At 75.8% G+C, this 14,983-nt stretch carries 15 protein-coding genes; 7 read left to right on the forward strand and 8 right to left on the reverse strand.

The window, feature by feature from the left end:
- Window positions 1–76 precede the first annotated feature (76 nt).
- Together KG103_RS14695 and KG103_RS14700 are read left to right on the forward strand one after the other, a co-directional pair.
- Window positions 77–2,404, forward strand: coding sequence for an exonuclease/endonuclease/phosphatase family protein (locus KG103_RS14695; protein WP_207339267.1), 2,328 nt, complete (start codon window positions 77–79; stop codon window positions 2,402–2,404).
- Window positions 2,405–2,819: 415 nt separating this feature from the next.
- Window positions 2,820–3,020 (forward strand): hypothetical protein, encoded by a 201-nt coding sequence (locus tag KG103_RS14700; protein ID WP_207339268.1) that lies wholly within the window; start codon window positions 2,820–2,822, stop codon window positions 3,018–3,020.
- Window positions 3,021–3,034: 14 nt separating this feature from the next.
- On the opposite strand, the gene KG103_RS14705 is transcribed toward KG103_RS14700, so the two are convergent.
- Window positions 3,035–3,598, reverse strand: a complete 564-nt coding sequence (locus tag KG103_RS14705; protein WP_207339269.1) for a TetR/AcrR family transcriptional regulator — start codon at window positions 3,596–3,598, stop codon at window positions 3,035–3,037.
- Window positions 3,599–3,679: 81 nt separating this feature from the next.
- Here KG103_RS14705 and KG103_RS14710 point away from each other — a divergent pair, with 81 nt between their 5' ends.
- The 3 genes from KG103_RS14710 (at window position 3,680) to KG103_RS14720 (ending at window position 6,630) form a co-directional block, all read left to right on the forward strand.
- The gene (locus KG103_RS14710; protein ID WP_207339270.1) at window positions 3,680–4,399 is read left to right on the forward strand and encodes an MBL fold metallo-hydrolase; all 720 of its coding nucleotides are present in this window, start codon (window positions 3,680–3,682) and stop codon (window positions 4,397–4,399) included.
- Window positions 4,400–4,991: 592 nt separating this feature from the next.
- Window positions 4,992–6,080 (forward strand): NADH:flavin oxidoreductase/NADH oxidase, encoded by a 1,089-nt coding sequence (locus KG103_RS14715; protein ID WP_207339271.1) that lies wholly within the window; start codon window positions 4,992–4,994, stop codon window positions 6,078–6,080.
- Between the two features lie 139 nt (window positions 6,081–6,219).
- Complete coding sequence (locus KG103_RS14720; RefSeq protein WP_207339272.1) at window positions 6,220–6,630, forward strand: TIGR03618 family F420-dependent PPOX class oxidoreductase; 411 nt, start codon at window positions 6,220–6,222, stop codon at window positions 6,628–6,630.
- Window positions 6,631–6,678: 48 nt separating this feature from the next.
- On the opposite strand, the gene KG103_RS14725 is transcribed toward KG103_RS14720, so the two are convergent.
- Window positions 6,679–7,974, reverse strand: coding sequence for a glycoside hydrolase family 3 N-terminal domain-containing protein (locus KG103_RS14725; RefSeq protein WP_207339273.1), 1,296 nt, complete (start codon window positions 7,972–7,974; stop codon window positions 6,679–6,681).
- 9 nt (window positions 7,975–7,983) lie between these two features.
- Window positions 7,984–8,580, reverse strand: coding sequence for a hypothetical protein (locus tag KG103_RS14730; RefSeq protein WP_207339274.1), 597 nt, complete (start codon window positions 8,578–8,580; stop codon window positions 7,984–7,986).
- A 433-nt stretch (window positions 8,581–9,013) separates the two neighbouring features.
- Here KG103_RS14730 and KG103_RS14735 point away from each other — a divergent pair, with 433 nt between their 5' ends.
- Complete coding sequence (locus KG103_RS14735; protein ID WP_249670614.1) at window positions 9,014–10,096, forward strand: LacI family DNA-binding transcriptional regulator; 1,083 nt, start codon at window positions 9,014–9,016, stop codon at window positions 10,094–10,096.
- 89 nt (window positions 10,097–10,185) lie between these two features.
- Window positions 10,186–10,731 carry an MOSC domain-containing protein gene (locus KG103_RS14740; RefSeq protein ID WP_207339276.1) on the forward strand — a complete coding sequence of 182 codons (546 nt, stop codon included), beginning with the start codon at window positions 10,186–10,188 and terminating at the stop codon, window positions 10,729–10,731.
- A 39-nt stretch (window positions 10,732–10,770) separates the two neighbouring features.
- Here KG103_RS14740 and KG103_RS14745 read toward each other — a convergent pair whose 3' ends face one another.
- From KG103_RS14745 to KG103_RS14765, 5 genes are read right to left on the reverse strand one after another with little or no spacing between them, the layout of a single operon-like run.
- Window positions 10,771–11,640 (reverse strand): prenyltransferase, encoded by an 870-nt coding sequence (locus KG103_RS14745; RefSeq protein WP_207339277.1) that lies wholly within the window; start codon window positions 11,638–11,640, stop codon window positions 10,771–10,773.
- Window positions 11,640–11,978 carry a lycopene cyclase domain-containing protein gene (locus KG103_RS14750; RefSeq protein WP_207339278.1) on the reverse strand — a complete coding sequence of 113 codons (339 nt, stop codon included), beginning with the start codon at window positions 11,976–11,978 and terminating at the stop codon, window positions 11,640–11,642. Before KG103_RS14750 ends, KG103_RS14745 begins: the two co-directional genes overlap by 1 nt.
- Complete coding sequence (locus KG103_RS14755; RefSeq protein WP_207339279.1) at window positions 11,975–12,313, reverse strand: lycopene cyclase domain-containing protein; 339 nt, start codon at window positions 12,311–12,313, stop codon at window positions 11,975–11,977. Before KG103_RS14755 ends, KG103_RS14750 begins: the two co-directional genes overlap by 4 nt.
- Window positions 12,310–14,016, reverse strand: a complete 1,707-nt coding sequence (gene crtI, locus KG103_RS14760; RefSeq protein WP_242635210.1) for a phytoene desaturase family protein — start codon at window positions 14,014–14,016, stop codon at window positions 12,310–12,312. The genes KG103_RS14755 and crtI overlap by 4 nt, the downstream gene beginning before the upstream one ends.
- On the reverse strand, window positions 14,013–14,906 hold the full coding sequence (locus tag KG103_RS14765) for a phytoene/squalene synthase family protein (RefSeq protein ID WP_207339280.1): 894 nt from the start codon (window positions 14,904–14,906) through the stop codon (window positions 14,013–14,015). The genes crtI and KG103_RS14765 overlap by 4 nt, the downstream gene beginning before the upstream one ends.
- Window positions 14,907–14,983: the final 77 nt, after the last annotated feature.

The following is a 14,983-nucleotide window of genomic DNA, read 5'->3' on the forward strand; positions in this document are numbered from 1 at the left end:
CCTGGTGTCCGCTTTACTGGGGTTCACACCATATGTGACGTGCGCCACACCGCCGACCAGTGCGCTGGGGGGCCCCATGGCCCGGACACCCGAGCGCGGCCCGCTGCGGGTCGCGACCTTCAACGCCGGGATGATGTCGACGTTCATCCTCAACTGGGACGTCCGCGAGGACCCCCTCGGCGCCTTCGTGGCGTCCTTCACGAGCATCTTCACCGACGCGGACGCCCGTGACATCGGCCACCGGCTCGCCGACATGGTCCTCGGCGCGCCGTACGACGTCGTCGTGTTCGACGAGATCTTCCACGCCGACACGCGCGAGGCCCTCGTCAGCCGGGCGATGGACCCCGCGCGGCCGGCGACGACGCGGTACGACTGGGTCGTCGCCGGCCTCGGCCCCGAGCTGCGGTCCCCCTCGCCCCCTCAGCGGACGCCCAGGCCCGTCCTGGAGGTGATCGCGGCGGTGGTCGACGTCGAGGTCGAGGCCGTCGCCGAGGCCTGGGACGACCTCGTGGAAGGACCGCTGCGCTCGTGGATGGACGACTCGGGGCTCCTCCTCCTGTCCCGCGTGCCGCTGCTGCCCATCCCGGTCGACGGCGGCGGGACGTCGCCCTGGGTCTACGACCGGTACCTCGGCGCGACGGGCTGGGACGCGCTGGCGCCCAAGGGCATCGGGGCGGTGGCGCTCACCGACCCCAACAACATGGGACCGGTCGTGCTCGGGTTCACGCACATGCAGTCCGACGAGGGCGGGGACCCGAACGTGGGGATCCGCGTCTCCCAGCTGCGCCAGGTGGACTGGCTGATGACGGAGACCGTGCGGTCGCTGGGGACACCGCACGGCGTCCTGCTCGGCGACCTCAACATCCCGGGCAGGCCCGACGCGTCGGGCGTGATGCCGTCCGAGTGGGACCGGCACCTGTCACCCGCGACGGGCGACCGGGCGGCCGTCGCCTGGGACGGGTGGACCCAGATGCTGATGCCGGGCCGCGCACCCGACCTGTGCCTGTCGCACCCCGGTTCCGGCGAGCGCCTGGACTACGTCGTCTGCTACGACCTGTCCGGGTCCACGCCCGCCACCGCACCGGAGGCCTTCGGCTCCCTGGGGGTGCAGCACCTGAGCCTCGCCCGGGAGCTGCGCCTGGGCAGCACCGGCGGGTCCGCGCCCATCGGCCTCGCCCCGGTGGACCTGGCCGCACCGCCCGGCACGCAGGACGTCTCCGACCACGTCGGCGTCAGCGCGATCATCGGTCACCGCCAGGACGGGAGCTCCCCGTCCACCGCGCGCGACGGCACGCTGCCACCGGCCCCGGTCGGGAAGCCGCCGCAGCCGCTACCCGTCGAGTGGCACCGCGTCCAGCACGGGGAGGTCCGCTGGCTGTCGCTGCCGGGCGGCTCGTACCGCCTGGACATCGAGGACGACGACGGGCAGGCGCCACCGCTGGTCGACGTCCGACTCTTCCGCCCTGCCGACCTGTCAGCGCAGCTGCCCGACCGGCGACGGTCGACCGACCCGGTGCAGCTGCGTGAGGGCCGCGTCATCACCTCCACCGAGCAGGAGGTCCTCGTCCGCCTGCACCGCCTGGACACGGACACCGAGTCGCGGACCGTCCGGCTCGAGGTCCACGCCGTGTTCGGCCGGACGTCCGCCGACGCGGTGGGGCTGCAGCCCTGGGTGCCCTCGCACCCGCTGTTCTGGCCGCAGGAGTCCGTGACGGCCTCGCCGGTCGAGCCTCGCTGGTACGAGGTGCAGCTGGACGACATGACGGTGCCGACCCAGCCGCTGCGGTTCCGCGCGGTGAACCGCGCCGGGGACCCCGTACCCGTCGAGATCGAGCTGTTCCCCGGTACCGAGCGGGGCACGGACCCCTCGGAGCTCGACGCGCCGCTCTCGTCCGTCGCGACCGACGAGGAGACCGGGACCACGCCCGTGGTGACGTGGCCGGCCGTCGACCCGCGCGAGCGGACGTTCCTCGCGCGGGTCCGCAGCAGGACCGGGACGCAGGAGGAGGTGTCCCTCGAGGTCCAGGTCGAGCTCCACGTGCTGCGGTACATGCACTTCTACTGCCTCGACGAGTCGGGTACGGACCGCCCGTTCTCGGACACGATCGACTGGGTGGTGCGGTCCGACCTGCCGGGCGTGGCGCCCGTGGGCGGGGTGGTCCCCGGTGTCGACACCGACCCCCGCCGGCCGCACACCATGCTCGTCGCACCGCTGGCCTTCACCACCAGCGTCGCCGTCGAGCTCGAGGAGCTCGGGAGCGGGGAGAAGACCGCCGCGCAGTTCGTCGTCCCCGGCGCCGGAGAGGCCGACGGCGCCGACCACGCGCAGGACAAGGACATGCCCGACTGGTTCAGCGACGGCCGCTACCGCCTCGCCTCCTCCTGGAGCAGGCGTCCGCGGTAGCCGCCCGCACCCCCGCTCGGCCTCGCCGCGCCCACTCCCGCTCGGCCCGCGCCCTCCAGGAACAGCGCGACGATCCGCGGCGCGTCGTCAGCCGCCCGCGCGTGGTCCGTGCCGGATGCCGACCGGGTGCGGACCCCGGCCGCGACGCTCAGCGGCGCGACGCCGGCGGCGAGCACCAGCAGCAGCGCCACGGAGGCGACGAGCCCGCCGACCTGCTGCGGGCGGTACCCGACCCGGAGCGCGCGTTGCGCCCCCTGCGATCCGTACGGCCAGGCCGGCCACCGAGAGCACGCCGTCGGACGCACCGACGCAGCCGACGGCGGGCGAAACGCAGCCCCCACGGCATCACGCGAGCCCGTGCACTCTCCTCTCTGCAGGACCACGTCGCAGGACCACGTCACGGCAGGGGGCCACCGTGAGCACCGTCGTCGCACTCACGGTGGGTGACGTCCGGCGCGACGGCGAGCGGGCGCTCGCGATCGCGCTCGGTCTGGTGCGCCGCACGATCCCGCCGCTGCACCTGCCCGCGCTGGAGCAGCGGATGGTCGCGGGCGGCTCACCGCTGGAGGCCTCCGGGTGGGCGGGCGCCGGCACGCCCGCCGCCCGGCGCCGGTAGCCCGCCCCGCCCGGTCACACGCCGCCGCCGGCGCCACCCCCCGGGCCCGGGCCCGTCGGCGCCAGCGCCGCGGAGAGCCGCGCCACGCCGAACTCGAACGCCTCCGCGACGTCACCTCCCAGACGGAACGCCCCGGCCAGCTCCATGGTGAGGAACCCCGTCGCCCAGGCGGTCACCAGCCGCGCCGCGTCCAGCGCCTGCTCCGGCCCCACCAGGTCCGCGGCGGTGCGCAGCACGGGCGCGCTGGCGCACTGGAGCGCTGCGGGCTCCGCGCCCAGGGACTGCATCAGCCGGAAGCCCTCCGGCCGCTCGTGCGCGAACGCCCGGAACGCATGCGCCAGCCCGGCGACCGACGGCTCGGCGGCCGCGAGCCGCTCCCCCAGCTCCTCGACGGTGGCGGCGGCGACCAGCCGGAGCAGCGCGTCCCGGTCCCGCACGCGCTTGTAGAGCGACGGCGCGCGCACCCCCACCCGCTCCGCGACGGCCTGCATGGTCAGGCGCGACGGCCCGCCGTCCTCCAGCAGGTCGCGCCCGGCGGCGACGATGTCCGCGAGCGACGTGCGTTCCGGCGTCGGCATGCATCCTCCTATGGCTATTGACGTTAGCCATGATGGCTACGTATGTTAGCCATCTAACCACGGACGCTCCCAGGAGGACCCATGAGGCTCGGCCCGCACCTGCACCGCATCGGCAACGACGTCATCGCCGTCCACCTCGTCGACACCCCCGAGGGCGTGACGATCATCGACGCCGGGCTCGCCGGCCACTGGCGCGAGCTGCTCGCCGAGCTCCGCGTCATGGGCCGGACGCTCGACGACGTCCGCGGGGTCGTCCTCACGCACGGCGACACCGACCACCTCGGGTTCGCCGAGCGACTGCGTCGGGACCACGGCGTGCCGGTCCACGTCCACGCCGCCGACGCGGACCGCGCGCGCGGCGGCGACAAGCTCCGGCCCGCCTTGGGCTCCTGGCGCCTCGGCGCCGTCCTCGGGTTCGTCGCCCACGCCCTGCGCAAGGGCGGCTGGCGCACCACGTACCTCACCGAGGTGGTCGAGGTGCAGGACGGTGACGTCCTGGACCTGCCGGGCGCACCCCGTGTCGTCTCGATGCCCGGGCACTCCCCCGGCAGCATCGCCGTGCACGTCCCGGTCGCCGACGCCGTCTTCGTCGGGGACGCCCTGACGACGCGCGACGTGCTCACCGGCCGGACCGGTCCGCAGCCGGCGCCGTTCACGGACGACCCGGCGCTCGCGCTCGCGTCGCTGGAGCGGCTGACCGGCCTGGCGGCGAGCTGGCTGATCCCCGGCCACGGCGCCCCGTGGCGCGGGGACCTGGCCGACGCCCAGGCCGCCGTGCGACGGGCCGCCGCCGCGCGCTGAGCCCACGCCCCGGGTGGAACCCGGTCACGGGCCGACCCCGACGTGCCGCCCCCGGGATCCGGCCCGCCGGACCATGCCCGCACCAGGTGGTGCACCAGGCGACGGACCAACTCCGCCTCTCGGCGTCAACCCGGGCGATCCGGTTGCCGATGCTGGAGGGTGACGGATGACCCAGGTCCGTCGTGGAGAGGAGGCTCCGTGAGGAGCACGACGACCGGTACCGCTCTCCCCCGCACCCCGCGCACCGACGGCCGCACCCTGGCCGTCGCCCTCGGTGTCGCACGGCGCAGCGTCCCCGCCCTGCGCCTGCCACCGCTGAGGCGGCAGTCCGTTCCGGGTCTGTCGCCGCTCGAGGCGTCCGGCTGGTCCGGGGAGACTGGGGCAGGCGCCGGCCACGAGCCGGCGCGGTAGGCACCTGCCGGGCCGCTCGACCGGGCGACCCTCCGTCACGACGACCGCAGCGCCCGTCGGCAGCGTGCGGCAGCGCCCGACGACCAGCGCTGCGCGGGCTGCACCGCACGGCGCTGCGGTCGCGTGACGTCGGGGATGCTGGGTGCCGGCACACGCCGGCACCCAGCACCGGAAGGACCCCATGCCCACGCTGTTCACGCCCCTGACCCTGCGCGGGACCACGTTCGCGCACCGCGTGTGGATGGCGCCGATGTGCCAGTACTCCGCGGTCGCGGACGGCCCCGACGCGGGTGCCCCGGCCGAGTGGCACCTGCAGCACTACGGCGCGCGGGCCGCCGGGGGCGCCGCGCACGTGATCGTCGAGGCCACGGCGGTGGTCCCGGAGGGACGGATCACCCCGTTCGACCTGGGCCTGTGGGACGACGCCCAGGTCGCGGCCCACCGGCGGGTCGTGGAGCTGGTGCACGCGCAGGGCGCACGGGCCGGCGTCCAGCTGGCGCACGCCGGCCGCAAGGCGAGCACCGACGCGCCCTGGAACGGCGGCGCCCCCGTGCCCCCCGGCGCCGGCGGCTGGCCCGTGGTGGGGCCGAGCGCGGTGCCGTTCGCCGAGGGTCACCCCGTGCCCACGCCGCTGACGGTCGACGGCATCGCCGGGGTCGTCGCGGCCTTCGCCGACGCGGCACGCCGCGCGGTCGCGGCGGGGTACGACGTGGTCGAGGTGCACGCCGCGCACGGGTACCTGCTGCACCAGTTCTGCTCCCCGGACTCCAACGTGCGCGACGACGGGTACGGCGGCGGCTTCGACGGCCGCACCCGCCTGGTGCGCGAGGTGACGTCGGCGGTGCGGGCCGCGATCCCCGACGGCATGCCCCTGCTGGTCCGCGTCTCGGCGACCGACTGGGTCGAGCCCGCCGGGTGGACAGCCGACGACACCGTGCGCCTCGCCCGCGACCTCGCGCCGCTCGGCGTCGACATGGTGCACGTGTCCACCGGCGGCAACCTGCCCGGCGTGCACGTGCCGGTCGAGCCGGGCTACCAGGTGCCGTTCGCCGCGCGCGTGCGGGCCGAGGCAGGGCTGCCGACGATCGCGGTGGGCGCCATCACCGACCCCGCCCACGCCGAGCGCGTCGTCGCCGACGGGTCCGCCGACGCCGTGGCGCTGGCGCGGCCGCTGCTGGTCGACCCGTTCTGGCCGCACCGCGCGGCCGTCGCGCTCGGTGCCGACCTGCCGCTCCCGCCGCAGTACGACCGGGCACGCGCGCTGCTCTGATCGTCGGGCGGCCGACCCGGGACGGGACGGCCAGGGGGCGGCGCGCGGACGGCACCGGACGACGCACGTCGCCCCGGGTCGCGGCGACACGATCCGGCACGAGGATGGGGTGACACCCGACCCACCGGAAGGACCCACCGTGCCCCAGCCCCCGCTGCCCGCCGACGTCATCGAGCTGCTCACCCGGCCCAACCCGGCCGTCATGGCCACCGTGCACCCCGACGGGTACCCCGTCACCGTCGCCACCTGGTACCTGCTGGAGGACGACGGCCGGGTGCTGCTCAACCTCGACGCGTCCCGGGCGCGCCTGCGGCACCTGCGGGAGAACCCGCACGTCTCGCTGACCGCGCTGGCCGAGCACGACTGGTACACGCACGTGAGCGTGCAGGGCCGGGTCGTCGAGATCGTCGACGACGTGGACCTGGTGGACATCGACCGCCTGTCCACGCACTACGGCGGCAAGCCGTACCCCGTGCGGGACCGTGCGCGGGTCAGCGTCCGCGTGGAGATCGACCGCTGGCACGGGTGGGGTGCCGCCAAGCAGGACTGACCGCGGCGGCGGGTGCGCGGGTCCGGCCCGGCCCGCGCCCGGCTGCCGTCAGGGCGTCGGTACCGGCGCCGTCGCAGGCTGCGGCAGGTCGACGTCGACGCACCCCATGGCCACGGGGTCGCCGCCCGCGAGCGCGGTCACGCGGGCGGCTGCCTCGGACAGCCGCTCCTCGGGCAGCCGCCCGCTGCGCACCGCCTCCACCAGGGCGTCGCGCATGCGGACCGCGTGCGCCCCGTCCGTGGCCAGGACCGCGTCGGCGCCGGCGGCCACGGCCTGGACGGCCGCCGCGGGGAAGTCCCACCGCAGGTTGACCGCACCCATGCCGACCGAGTCGGTGATCGCCACCCCCGTGAAGCCCATCTCGCGCAGCAGGGCGTACGCACGCGGGCTGAGCGACGCCGGCAGGTCCGGGTCGAGGGCCGCGTACTGCAGGTGGTTGAGCATGACGACCGGCACACCGGCGGCGACGGCGTCCCGGAACGGCACCAGGTCGGTCGCGGTCAGCTCGTCCAGGCCCGCGTCCACGACGTCCGACGCCCGGTGCGAGTCGACGCGGGAGCGACCGTGCCCGGGGAAGTGCTTGACCGTGGGCGTCACGCCGGCGTCGGCCAGCCCTGCCGCGTAGGCCAGCCCGTAGCGGGACGCGACCGCGGGGTCGGCGCTGAACGACCGGTCGCCGATCACCCCTCCCGACGGCCCGTCGTCGAGGTCCAGCACGGGCGCCAGGTCCAGGTTCACGCCCACGGCCACGAGCGCCTGCCCGGTCGTCGCCGCCCGGGCGCGCACCTGCTCGGGCGTCTCGCGCTGGGCGAGGCGCCGCGGGGACGGGCCGGCCCCGACGACGTCGCGCATGAGCGCGACCCGCCCCGACTCCTCGTCGGTGGACACGAGCAGCGGTCGCCCGGCAGCGGCCCGCAGGCCGGCGGACAGCTCGGCGACCTGCGCGCGGCTGCGCACGTTCGACTCCGAGAGGAACACCCCACCCACCCCCAGGCCGACCACGTCCCGCGCGAGCGGCTCGTCGGCGTCGACGACCCCCGGCAGCCCGACGACGAGCGTCGCCGCAGCACGCTGCTCCAGCGACGCCGGTGTGCAGGACGGCGTGGGGGACGGTGCGGACGAGGGTGCGGCCGACGACGGTGCGGCCGGTGACGGTGCGGCCGGTGACGGCGCGGCGTCGACCGGTGCGCCCCGCTCGTGGTCGGCCGCGAGCGTCCCGCTTCCCACCGACAGCAGCGCGCACAGCACGAGCAGGACACCCCGGCTCCGTACCGTCCGCCTCCGCGCGTGCCGGGGTGCCGGCTCACGCGCGGCGCGCGCGCGTGGCGGCAATGGGTCGCTCATCGCCGCAGGCTACGTCGAGGGTCCCGACCCCGCGCGGCCAGTCGCCCGCGCTGCGGTCAGCCACAGCCCGGCGACCGCCGAGCCGATCCCGCCGGCGACGAGGTCCCCGATCGTGTCGGCGTACCCCACGTAGATGGTGTCGTCGACGTAGGTGTTGCCCAGGTACTCGCCGATCTCCCACAGCACGCTCAGCGCCAGGCCCAGCGACGCCGTGACGGCCACGACCCCCGCCCGTTGCCCGCCGCCCGCCGCGGCCGCCGGGTCGAGCGCGGCACCGGTCCGCCGCGCGAGCAGCAGGTGCGCCACGGCGGCGACGAGCCCCGTCACGACGAGGTGCATGACGACGTCGAGCCAGCCGACCGACTGGTAGAGGTCGAGCGCACCGGACCAGGCGGCGACGATCAGGCCGATGCCGTACGCCGCGTCCAGGGCGCGCGGCGCCCCTGCGGCCGGTGGCGCCACCAGCCCCGCCAGCACCAGCGCGAACAGGGCGGTGTCGACCGGCCCCCGCACGACGACCGCCACGAGCACGCACGCGACGCCGACGGCCCGCACGATCCCTCCGGGCCCGCGGAACAGCGCCCGCGCGGCCTGCCCGACCGTCATGTCCGCCACGCTGCTCCCGTCCTGCGTGCCGGCCGTCCGGCTCCCGCGACCGTACGACGGTGTCACCGTCCCCGCACGGCGATCCTGCGCGCCGCCGCCTCTCACGGCGCCGACCCGCCGGCAGGAGGCGACCTGTCGGCCCGTCGGTGCGACCGACCGCGCCGGGATACGCACCCGCGCGCGAAACTGTTTCGCACGTGGTTCCGCATCACGAGGGCTGGTCGCTACCGGCCCCGGGGCGACAGACGTCGCGCCAGAGCAGTGGACTCGCCGGGGGCGCTGTCGCCCCGGCTCCGCCGCCGGGGGCGCCTCGCGGCGTGCACCCGCATCCCTGGCCGACGCGCCGTCGAAATCTTTTCGCGCCAGCGTCCACGGGTCTAGCCTGCGGCCAGGTGCGGCACCCCGCACGTGTGCGTCGAGACCGAGGAGAACCGTGGACGCAGGACCGACAGGCCGCCGGGCGACCCTCCAGGACGTCGCGGCCGTCGCAGGCGTCTCGAAGGCGACGGTCTCCAAGGCCCTGAACGGGCGCGACGACGTCGCCGGTGCCACCCGGGAGCGGGTCCTCGCGGCGGTCGCCGAGCTCGACTACCGGCCGACCACGGCGGGTGCGCTCCTCACGCAGCGGCGCGCCGTCGCGGTCGTGTTCGACCTGCCCGCCTCCCCGTACATCCTCAAGGTCCTCGAGGGGATCCTGGCCGCGGCGACGGACGCCCGGCTGGACCTGGTGACCCGCCTGGCGCCGGACCTGGGCGCCCGGCGCCGGCGCACCGTCGCCCGCGAGTGGATCGCCGAGCAGCGCGCGAGCGGGGTCGTCGGGATCGCAGGGCTGACGCTGTCCGCACCGGACGCGCTCATCGACGCCGCGGCCGACGCCGGCATCCCCTTCGTCATGGTCGACCCCGTGGACACCACCAACGAGCGCATGGTCAGCGTCGCGTCGTCCAACTGGGCCGGCGCCCGCGCGGCCGCCGAGCACCTCATCGCCCTCGGCCACCGGCGCATCGGGTGGATCGGCGGGCCCGAGGCGTCGGGTGCCGCGCAGGACCGCTTCTACGGCTTCAACGCCGCCATGGACGCCGCCGGGCTCACGGTCGACCCGGCGCTCGTGCGCGCCGACCAGTTCGACGTCGCCACGGGCGCCCGGCACGCGCACGACCTGCTGACGTCGGCCGACCCGCCCACGGCCCTCATGGCCGCCGACGACGAGCTCGCCGTCGGGGTGCTCGCGGCCGCGCACGCGCTCGGCATCCGGGTGCCTGACGACCTGAGCGTCACCGGCTTCGACGACACGTCCCAGGCGGCCTGGACGACGCCGCCGCTGACCACCGTCCACCAGCACCTCGAGGGCATGGGGCAGATGGCGGTGCAGGCCCTGCTCACCATGGCCGCCGGGACGTGGCCCGCGTCCCGGCACGTCGAGCTCGCCACGTCGTTGACGGTCCGCGGCAGCACCGGCGCCGCGCCCGCCACGGGCACCCGGCGGCAGGACCTGGTGGTCGACCGCAGCCGCTGACGGTCACCCGTGAGCCGTCCGGGCACCCGCCGCCCATGGCTCGGTGCGTGGGCGTCGGCCGCGACGCCCGGCACACCTACCCTGGTCCGATGGCTTCGATCCTCGCCGTGTGCGTCGTCCACGCCCTGCGCCCGGACCCGGGTCCCGTGGGGGTCACCGCGATCGACAAGCGCGCCGTGTCCCGGCCCGTGCGCGTGGGACCGTACGGGCTGCGTGCCGACGTGCAGGCCGACCGCAAGTACCACGGCGGCCCGGACCAGGCGGTGTACGTCTACGGGCAGGACGACGCCGCGTACTGGGAGGCCGAGCTGGGCCGCGAGCTGCCGCCCGGGTGGTTCGGGGAGAACCTGCGGATCGAGGGCCTCGACCCGAACGCGGCGCGGATCGGGGACCGCTGGCGCCTCGGTGACGACGTGGTGCTCGAGGTCACCGGGCCGCGGACCCCGTGCGCGACGTTCGCCCGCTGGGTGGGCGGCGACGACGAGCGCGGCTGGGTCCGGCGGTTCCGCGACGCCGCCCGGGTGGGCGCCTACCTGCGGGTGGTGCACCGCGGCTCGGTGCGCGCCGGGGACCCCGTGGTCGTGGAGCACACCGTCCCGGAGGCGCCGACGGTGCGGGACGTCCTGCTGGGCTGACCCTGCGGCCCGGCCCGGCCCGGCCCGGCCCGGCGCGGGTCAGGTCAGGGCGATCGCGATGAGCAGCATCGTCACCAGGAACCCGGTGAGCAGGTTGAGCCACAGGAACGTGCGCCACCCCGCGTTGGCACGCTCGCAGTCCTCGTCGGTGACGCCGCGGAACCGCCAGGTGCTCACGGCGTACGGCAGCGGCAGCAGCGCCGCCAGGACGCCGGGCCACGGCAGCACCAGCAGCACGGCCGCGGCGGCGACGTACGCGGCGGTGGCCGCCAGCACCGTGGGCCGGGCCCCCAGCACCGTGGCGATCGACGCGAGCCCACCGGCGCGGTCCGCGCGGACGTCCTGCACGGCACCGAACGCGTGCGACGCCATCCCCCAGAGCAGGAACGCCACGAGCACGGGCCAGGTGGTCCGCGCGCCCAGGTCGGCGCCCGCCAGGACCAGCGCGTACAGCAGCGGCCCGACGAAGTGCACGGCCGACGAGAACGAGTCCAGGACGGGTCGCTCCTTGAACCGCAGGCGCGGCGCCGAGTAGGCGACCACGTCGAACAGCACCAGCAGCAGCACGACGCCGGCCAGCGGCGACCCGAGCGCCAGCAGCCACACGACGAACGGGACGGTCGTGACGACGCAGGCCACGAGGATGCGCCGGTGCACCGCGCGCGCCCGCGACGGGTCGACCAGCCCGCCCTCGATCCCGCCCTTGCGCGGGTTGGCCAGGTCGGACGCGTAGTCGAACACGTCGTTGATCCCGTACATCAGCAGGTTGTACGGGATCAGGAAGAACAGGGTCCCGACGACCAGCCGCACGTCGACGCGCCCGTCGGTGGCCATGAGCCATCCCGCGGCGAACGGGTAGGCGGTGTTCACCCAGGAGAAGGGCCGCGACGCGGCCAGCACCTCGCGCATCAGGCGTGCGTGCTCTCGGCGCCGTGCGCGCCGTCCGGGCGTGACGCCGTGCGCGACGAGCGTCCGAGCACCCGCCACAGCACGGGCACGAACACGGCCGCGGCGATCGCGTACGCGAAGTCCTCCAGCGGCGCGCCCCAGACGTAGAAGCCGAGGATCTTGGCGGGGTCGAAGACGTACAGGCCGACGTCGATCATGATCGTGTCGAAGACGGCGGTGAGCACGCACAGGTGCACGACAGCCCAGAACAGCGCCCACCCGCGCATCCGACGCAGCACCGACCAGGAGACGGCGGTCAGCGCCGTGAGCACGAGGACGTTGAGCACGATGTTCGTCACGACGGCCCCCGCCCCGCGGCACGGTGCTCGGCCGTCCGGTCGAACCACCGCCACGCCAGCAGCCCGACGTAGCAGAGCAGCGTGAGGAAGAACGCCTCCTCGACCGGCAGCTCGGGCGCCAGCAGCAGCCCGGTCATGTGCGGCGAGTCCCCGCGCGCGAAGATCCCCAGCAGCAGCCCGGCGACGTCCCACAGCAGGAACCCGACGACGCCGAGGCCGACGGTCCACGCGGACCGGCGGGCGTCGTACCAGAAGGCCAGGCCGAACCGGCGGTCGATGAGCGCGAGGCAGCCGATCGAGACCAGCAGCGCCCCGAGGTAGGCGAACGTGATCATGCACGCCCCGCCGTGACGTCGGACCACAGCCCGCGCGGCAGCGCGGACGCCAGGTACCCGGGTCGCAGCGGCGCGGGCAGCGGCCGTGAGGAGGTCTCCCCCAGCAGCCTCTTGGCCACGAGCTCCGCGCCGATGAGCACCATCGGCAGCCCCACGCCCGGCACGGTGCCCCCGCCGACGTGCAGCAGGTTGGGCACCCGGGCCGACGCGACGCCGGGCCGGAACATGGCCGACTGCCGCAGCGTGTGCTCCATGCCCAGGGCGGTGCCACGCCACGCCGACAGGTCGCGGGCGAGGTCCGCCGGCCCGACGACGCGCCGCACCACGACGCGCTCGCGCAGGTCCGGGACGCCCGCCCACGCGCCGAGCTGGTCGAGGTACCGGTCCGCGTGCGCGTCGAGCTCGCCGGGCCGCGTCCCGATCGCCGGGTCGGCGGGGAACGGCACCAGGACGAACAGGTTCTCGTGCCCCGGCGGCGCCGCGGTCGGGTCGGACGCGGTGGTCCGCGAGACGTAGAGGGACGCGACGTCGGGCACACGCAGCCCGTCGGGCGGCGTGGCCCGCCCGGGCCCGAGGATCGCGTCGAAGTTGCCGGGCCAGTCGCGCGTGAAGAACAGCGAGTGGTGCCGCAGCTCGGGCAGCTCGCCGCGCACGCCGGCCATGACCAGGAGAGCGGAGATGCCCGGCCCGCGGCTCTCCCACGCCCCGGCGGGCAGGTCCGCGTGCTGCGGGGTCAGCAGCGCCGTCTCGGTGTGGTGCCGGTCGGCGCCGGAGACCACGACGTCGGCGGGGACGACCGTGCCGTCCGCCAGCCTCACCCCGCGGGCGACGCCCCGGCGGCGGGGGTGCCGCACGCTGCGCGGCGCGTCGTCGACCTCGACGGCGACGACGTCGGCGCCCGTGCGCACGACGACGCCCTCCTCGACGGCCGCCGCCGCCAGGGCCTCGACCAGGGTGTACATGCCCCCGCGGGGGTAGTACACGCCCTCGCCGAGGTCGAGGTGGCTCATGAGGGAGTACAGCGCCGGGACCCGGTACGGCGAGGACCCGAGGAACACGGCGTGGTACCCCAGCACCTGGCGCAGCACCGGGTGCTCGACCGTCCGGGCGATCCGGTCCGCGAGGGTCTGCGTCAGCAGCCCGGCCAGCGTCCCGGAGCGACGCAGGACGTCGCGCGACAGTGCGCGGTCGGGCCGCTCGAAGGTCGTGTACAGGAAGTGGTCGAGCGCGGTGCGGTACGCCTCGCCCGCGTCCGCGACGTACCGGCGGATCGCGGCGCCGGCACCCGGCTCGACGGCGTCGAAGGTCGCGGCGTTGACGAACGGGTCGGCCACCACGTCGAACGGGTCGACGCCCGCGCCGGGCTCGGGGAACAGCCGGTACGCGGGGTCGAGCCGCTGCAGGTCGACGTGGTCCTCGACACGACGCCCCAGCAGCGCGAACGTGTGCTCGAACACCTCGGGCATGAACCACCACGACGGACCGGTGTCGAACCGGAACCCGTCGACCGACCACGTGCCCGTGCGCCCCCCGAGCTGCTCGTGCCGCTCGAGGAGGGTCACGTGCGCACCGCCGCGCGCGAGCAGCGCGGCCGTCGTCAGGCCGCCGACACCCCCGCCGATCACGACGACGCGGACGGCACGGCCGGCGTGAGCGCCCTGCGGGTCCCGCACCGCACCCGGCACCGGGTGCTGCGTGGTCATGCGCCCACCACCCGCCGGACGCGCTGCGTGCCCTCGCGGACGAGCGCACCGGCCACGACGCGCCCCACCACGACCGCCTTGACCGGGCCCGGCACGCGGACACGGCGCTGGGTGAGGTCCTCGGGAGGGGTGGCCGCGAGGTCCCGCAGCAGACGGTCGTACAGCGCGGTGGTCGCCTCGACGGCGCAGCGTGCCCGCGGCGGCAGCAGCGGCAGGGCGGCGCGCGCGGTCGCCAGGTCGTCGCGGACCTCGTCGAGCACGGCGTGCACGTCACCGTCGGTCAGCCGACCGGCGTCGACGCCCGGCAGGTACGACCGCCCGAGGTCGCCGTGGTCGGCGCCCAGGTCCCGCAGGAAGTTGACCTTCTGGAACGCGGCGCCCAGGGCCCGGGCGCCCGCGACCGCCTGCGGCGACGGCTGCACGACCGGGTCGCCGGGGCGGCGGTCGGCGGACAGGAAGACCTTGAGGCACATGACGCCGACGACCTCGGCCGAGCCGTACACGTACGTGTCGTACGACGCACGGTCGTGCTCGCGCACGGACAGGTCGGCGCGCATGGACGCGAAGAAAGGGTCGATCTCGTCGTGCCCGATGCCGGTGCGGCGCGTGGCGCGCGCGAAGGCGTGCACGACGACGTTGGTCGAGTAGCCGGTCACCAGGGCACGGGCCGTCTGGGCCTCGAGCTCGTCGAGCTCGTCGTCCGCATCGGGGCCGCGGTACGTGTCGACGACCTCGTCCGCGAGCCTGACCAGGGCGTAGACGGCCTCGATGTCCGCCCGCGAGCGCGGCGGGAGCAGTCGCGTGCCGATCCCGAACGACGTGGAGTAGGTCCGCAGCACGGCCCGGCTGGCCCGCGCCGCCGTGGTGTCGTACCGGCGTCGCGCCGTCATCCCCGTGCTCCGGCCCACGCGCGCCCGCCCCGTCGTCGTCCCGCCCCGGCACCCGCCCCGGGTGCCCCGCCCGCCGC

The sequence above is a fragment of the Cellulomonas wangleii genome, assembly GCF_018388445.1.
Lineage (GTDB): Bacteria > Actinomycetota > Actinomycetes > Actinomycetales > Cellulomonadaceae > Cellulomonas > Cellulomonas wangleii.

What these genes read in the sequence shown, in the direction of transcription:
- KG103_RS14695 (WP_207339267.1), top strand. Translation starts at nt 77, where the DNA reads ATGGCCCGGACACCCGAGCGCGGCCCGCTGCGGGTCGCGACCTTCAAC.
- KG103_RS14705 (WP_207339269.1), bottom strand. Translation starts at nt 3,598, where the DNA reads ATGCCGACGCCGGAACGCACGTCGCTCGCGGACATCGTCGCCGCCGGG.
- KG103_RS14710 (WP_207339270.1), top strand. Translation starts at nt 3,680, where the DNA reads ATGAGGCTCGGCCCGCACCTGCACCGCATCGGCAACGACGTCATCGCC.
- KG103_RS14715 (WP_207339271.1), top strand. Translation starts at nt 4,992, where the DNA reads ATGCCCACGCTGTTCACGCCCCTGACCCTGCGCGGGACCACGTTCGCG.
- KG103_RS14725 (WP_207339273.1), bottom strand. Translation starts at nt 7,974, where the DNA reads ATGAGCGACCCATTGCCGCCACGCGCGCGCGCCGCGCGTGAGCCGGCA.
- KG103_RS14730 (WP_207339274.1), bottom strand. Translation starts at nt 8,580, where the DNA reads ATGACGGTCGGGCAGGCCGCGCGGGCGCTGTTCCGCGGGCCCGGAGGG.
- KG103_RS14740 (WP_207339276.1), top strand. Translation starts at nt 10,186, where the DNA reads ATGGCTTCGATCCTCGCCGTGTGCGTCGTCCACGCCCTGCGCCCGGAC.
- KG103_RS14745 (WP_207339277.1), bottom strand. Translation starts at nt 11,640, where the DNA reads ATGCGCGAGGTGCTGGCCGCGTCGCGGCCCTTCTCCTGGGTGAACACC.
- KG103_RS14755 (WP_207339279.1), bottom strand. Translation starts at nt 12,313, where the DNA reads ATGATCACGTTCGCCTACCTCGGGGCGCTGCTGGTCTCGATCGGCTGC.
- crtI (WP_242635210.1), bottom strand. Translation starts at nt 14,016, where the DNA reads ATGACCACGCAGCACCCGGTGCCGGGTGCGGTGCGGGACCCGCAGGGC.
- KG103_RS14765 (WP_207339280.1), bottom strand. Translation starts at nt 14,906, where the DNA reads ATGACGGCGCGACGCCGGTACGACACCACGGCGGCGCGGGCCAGCCGG.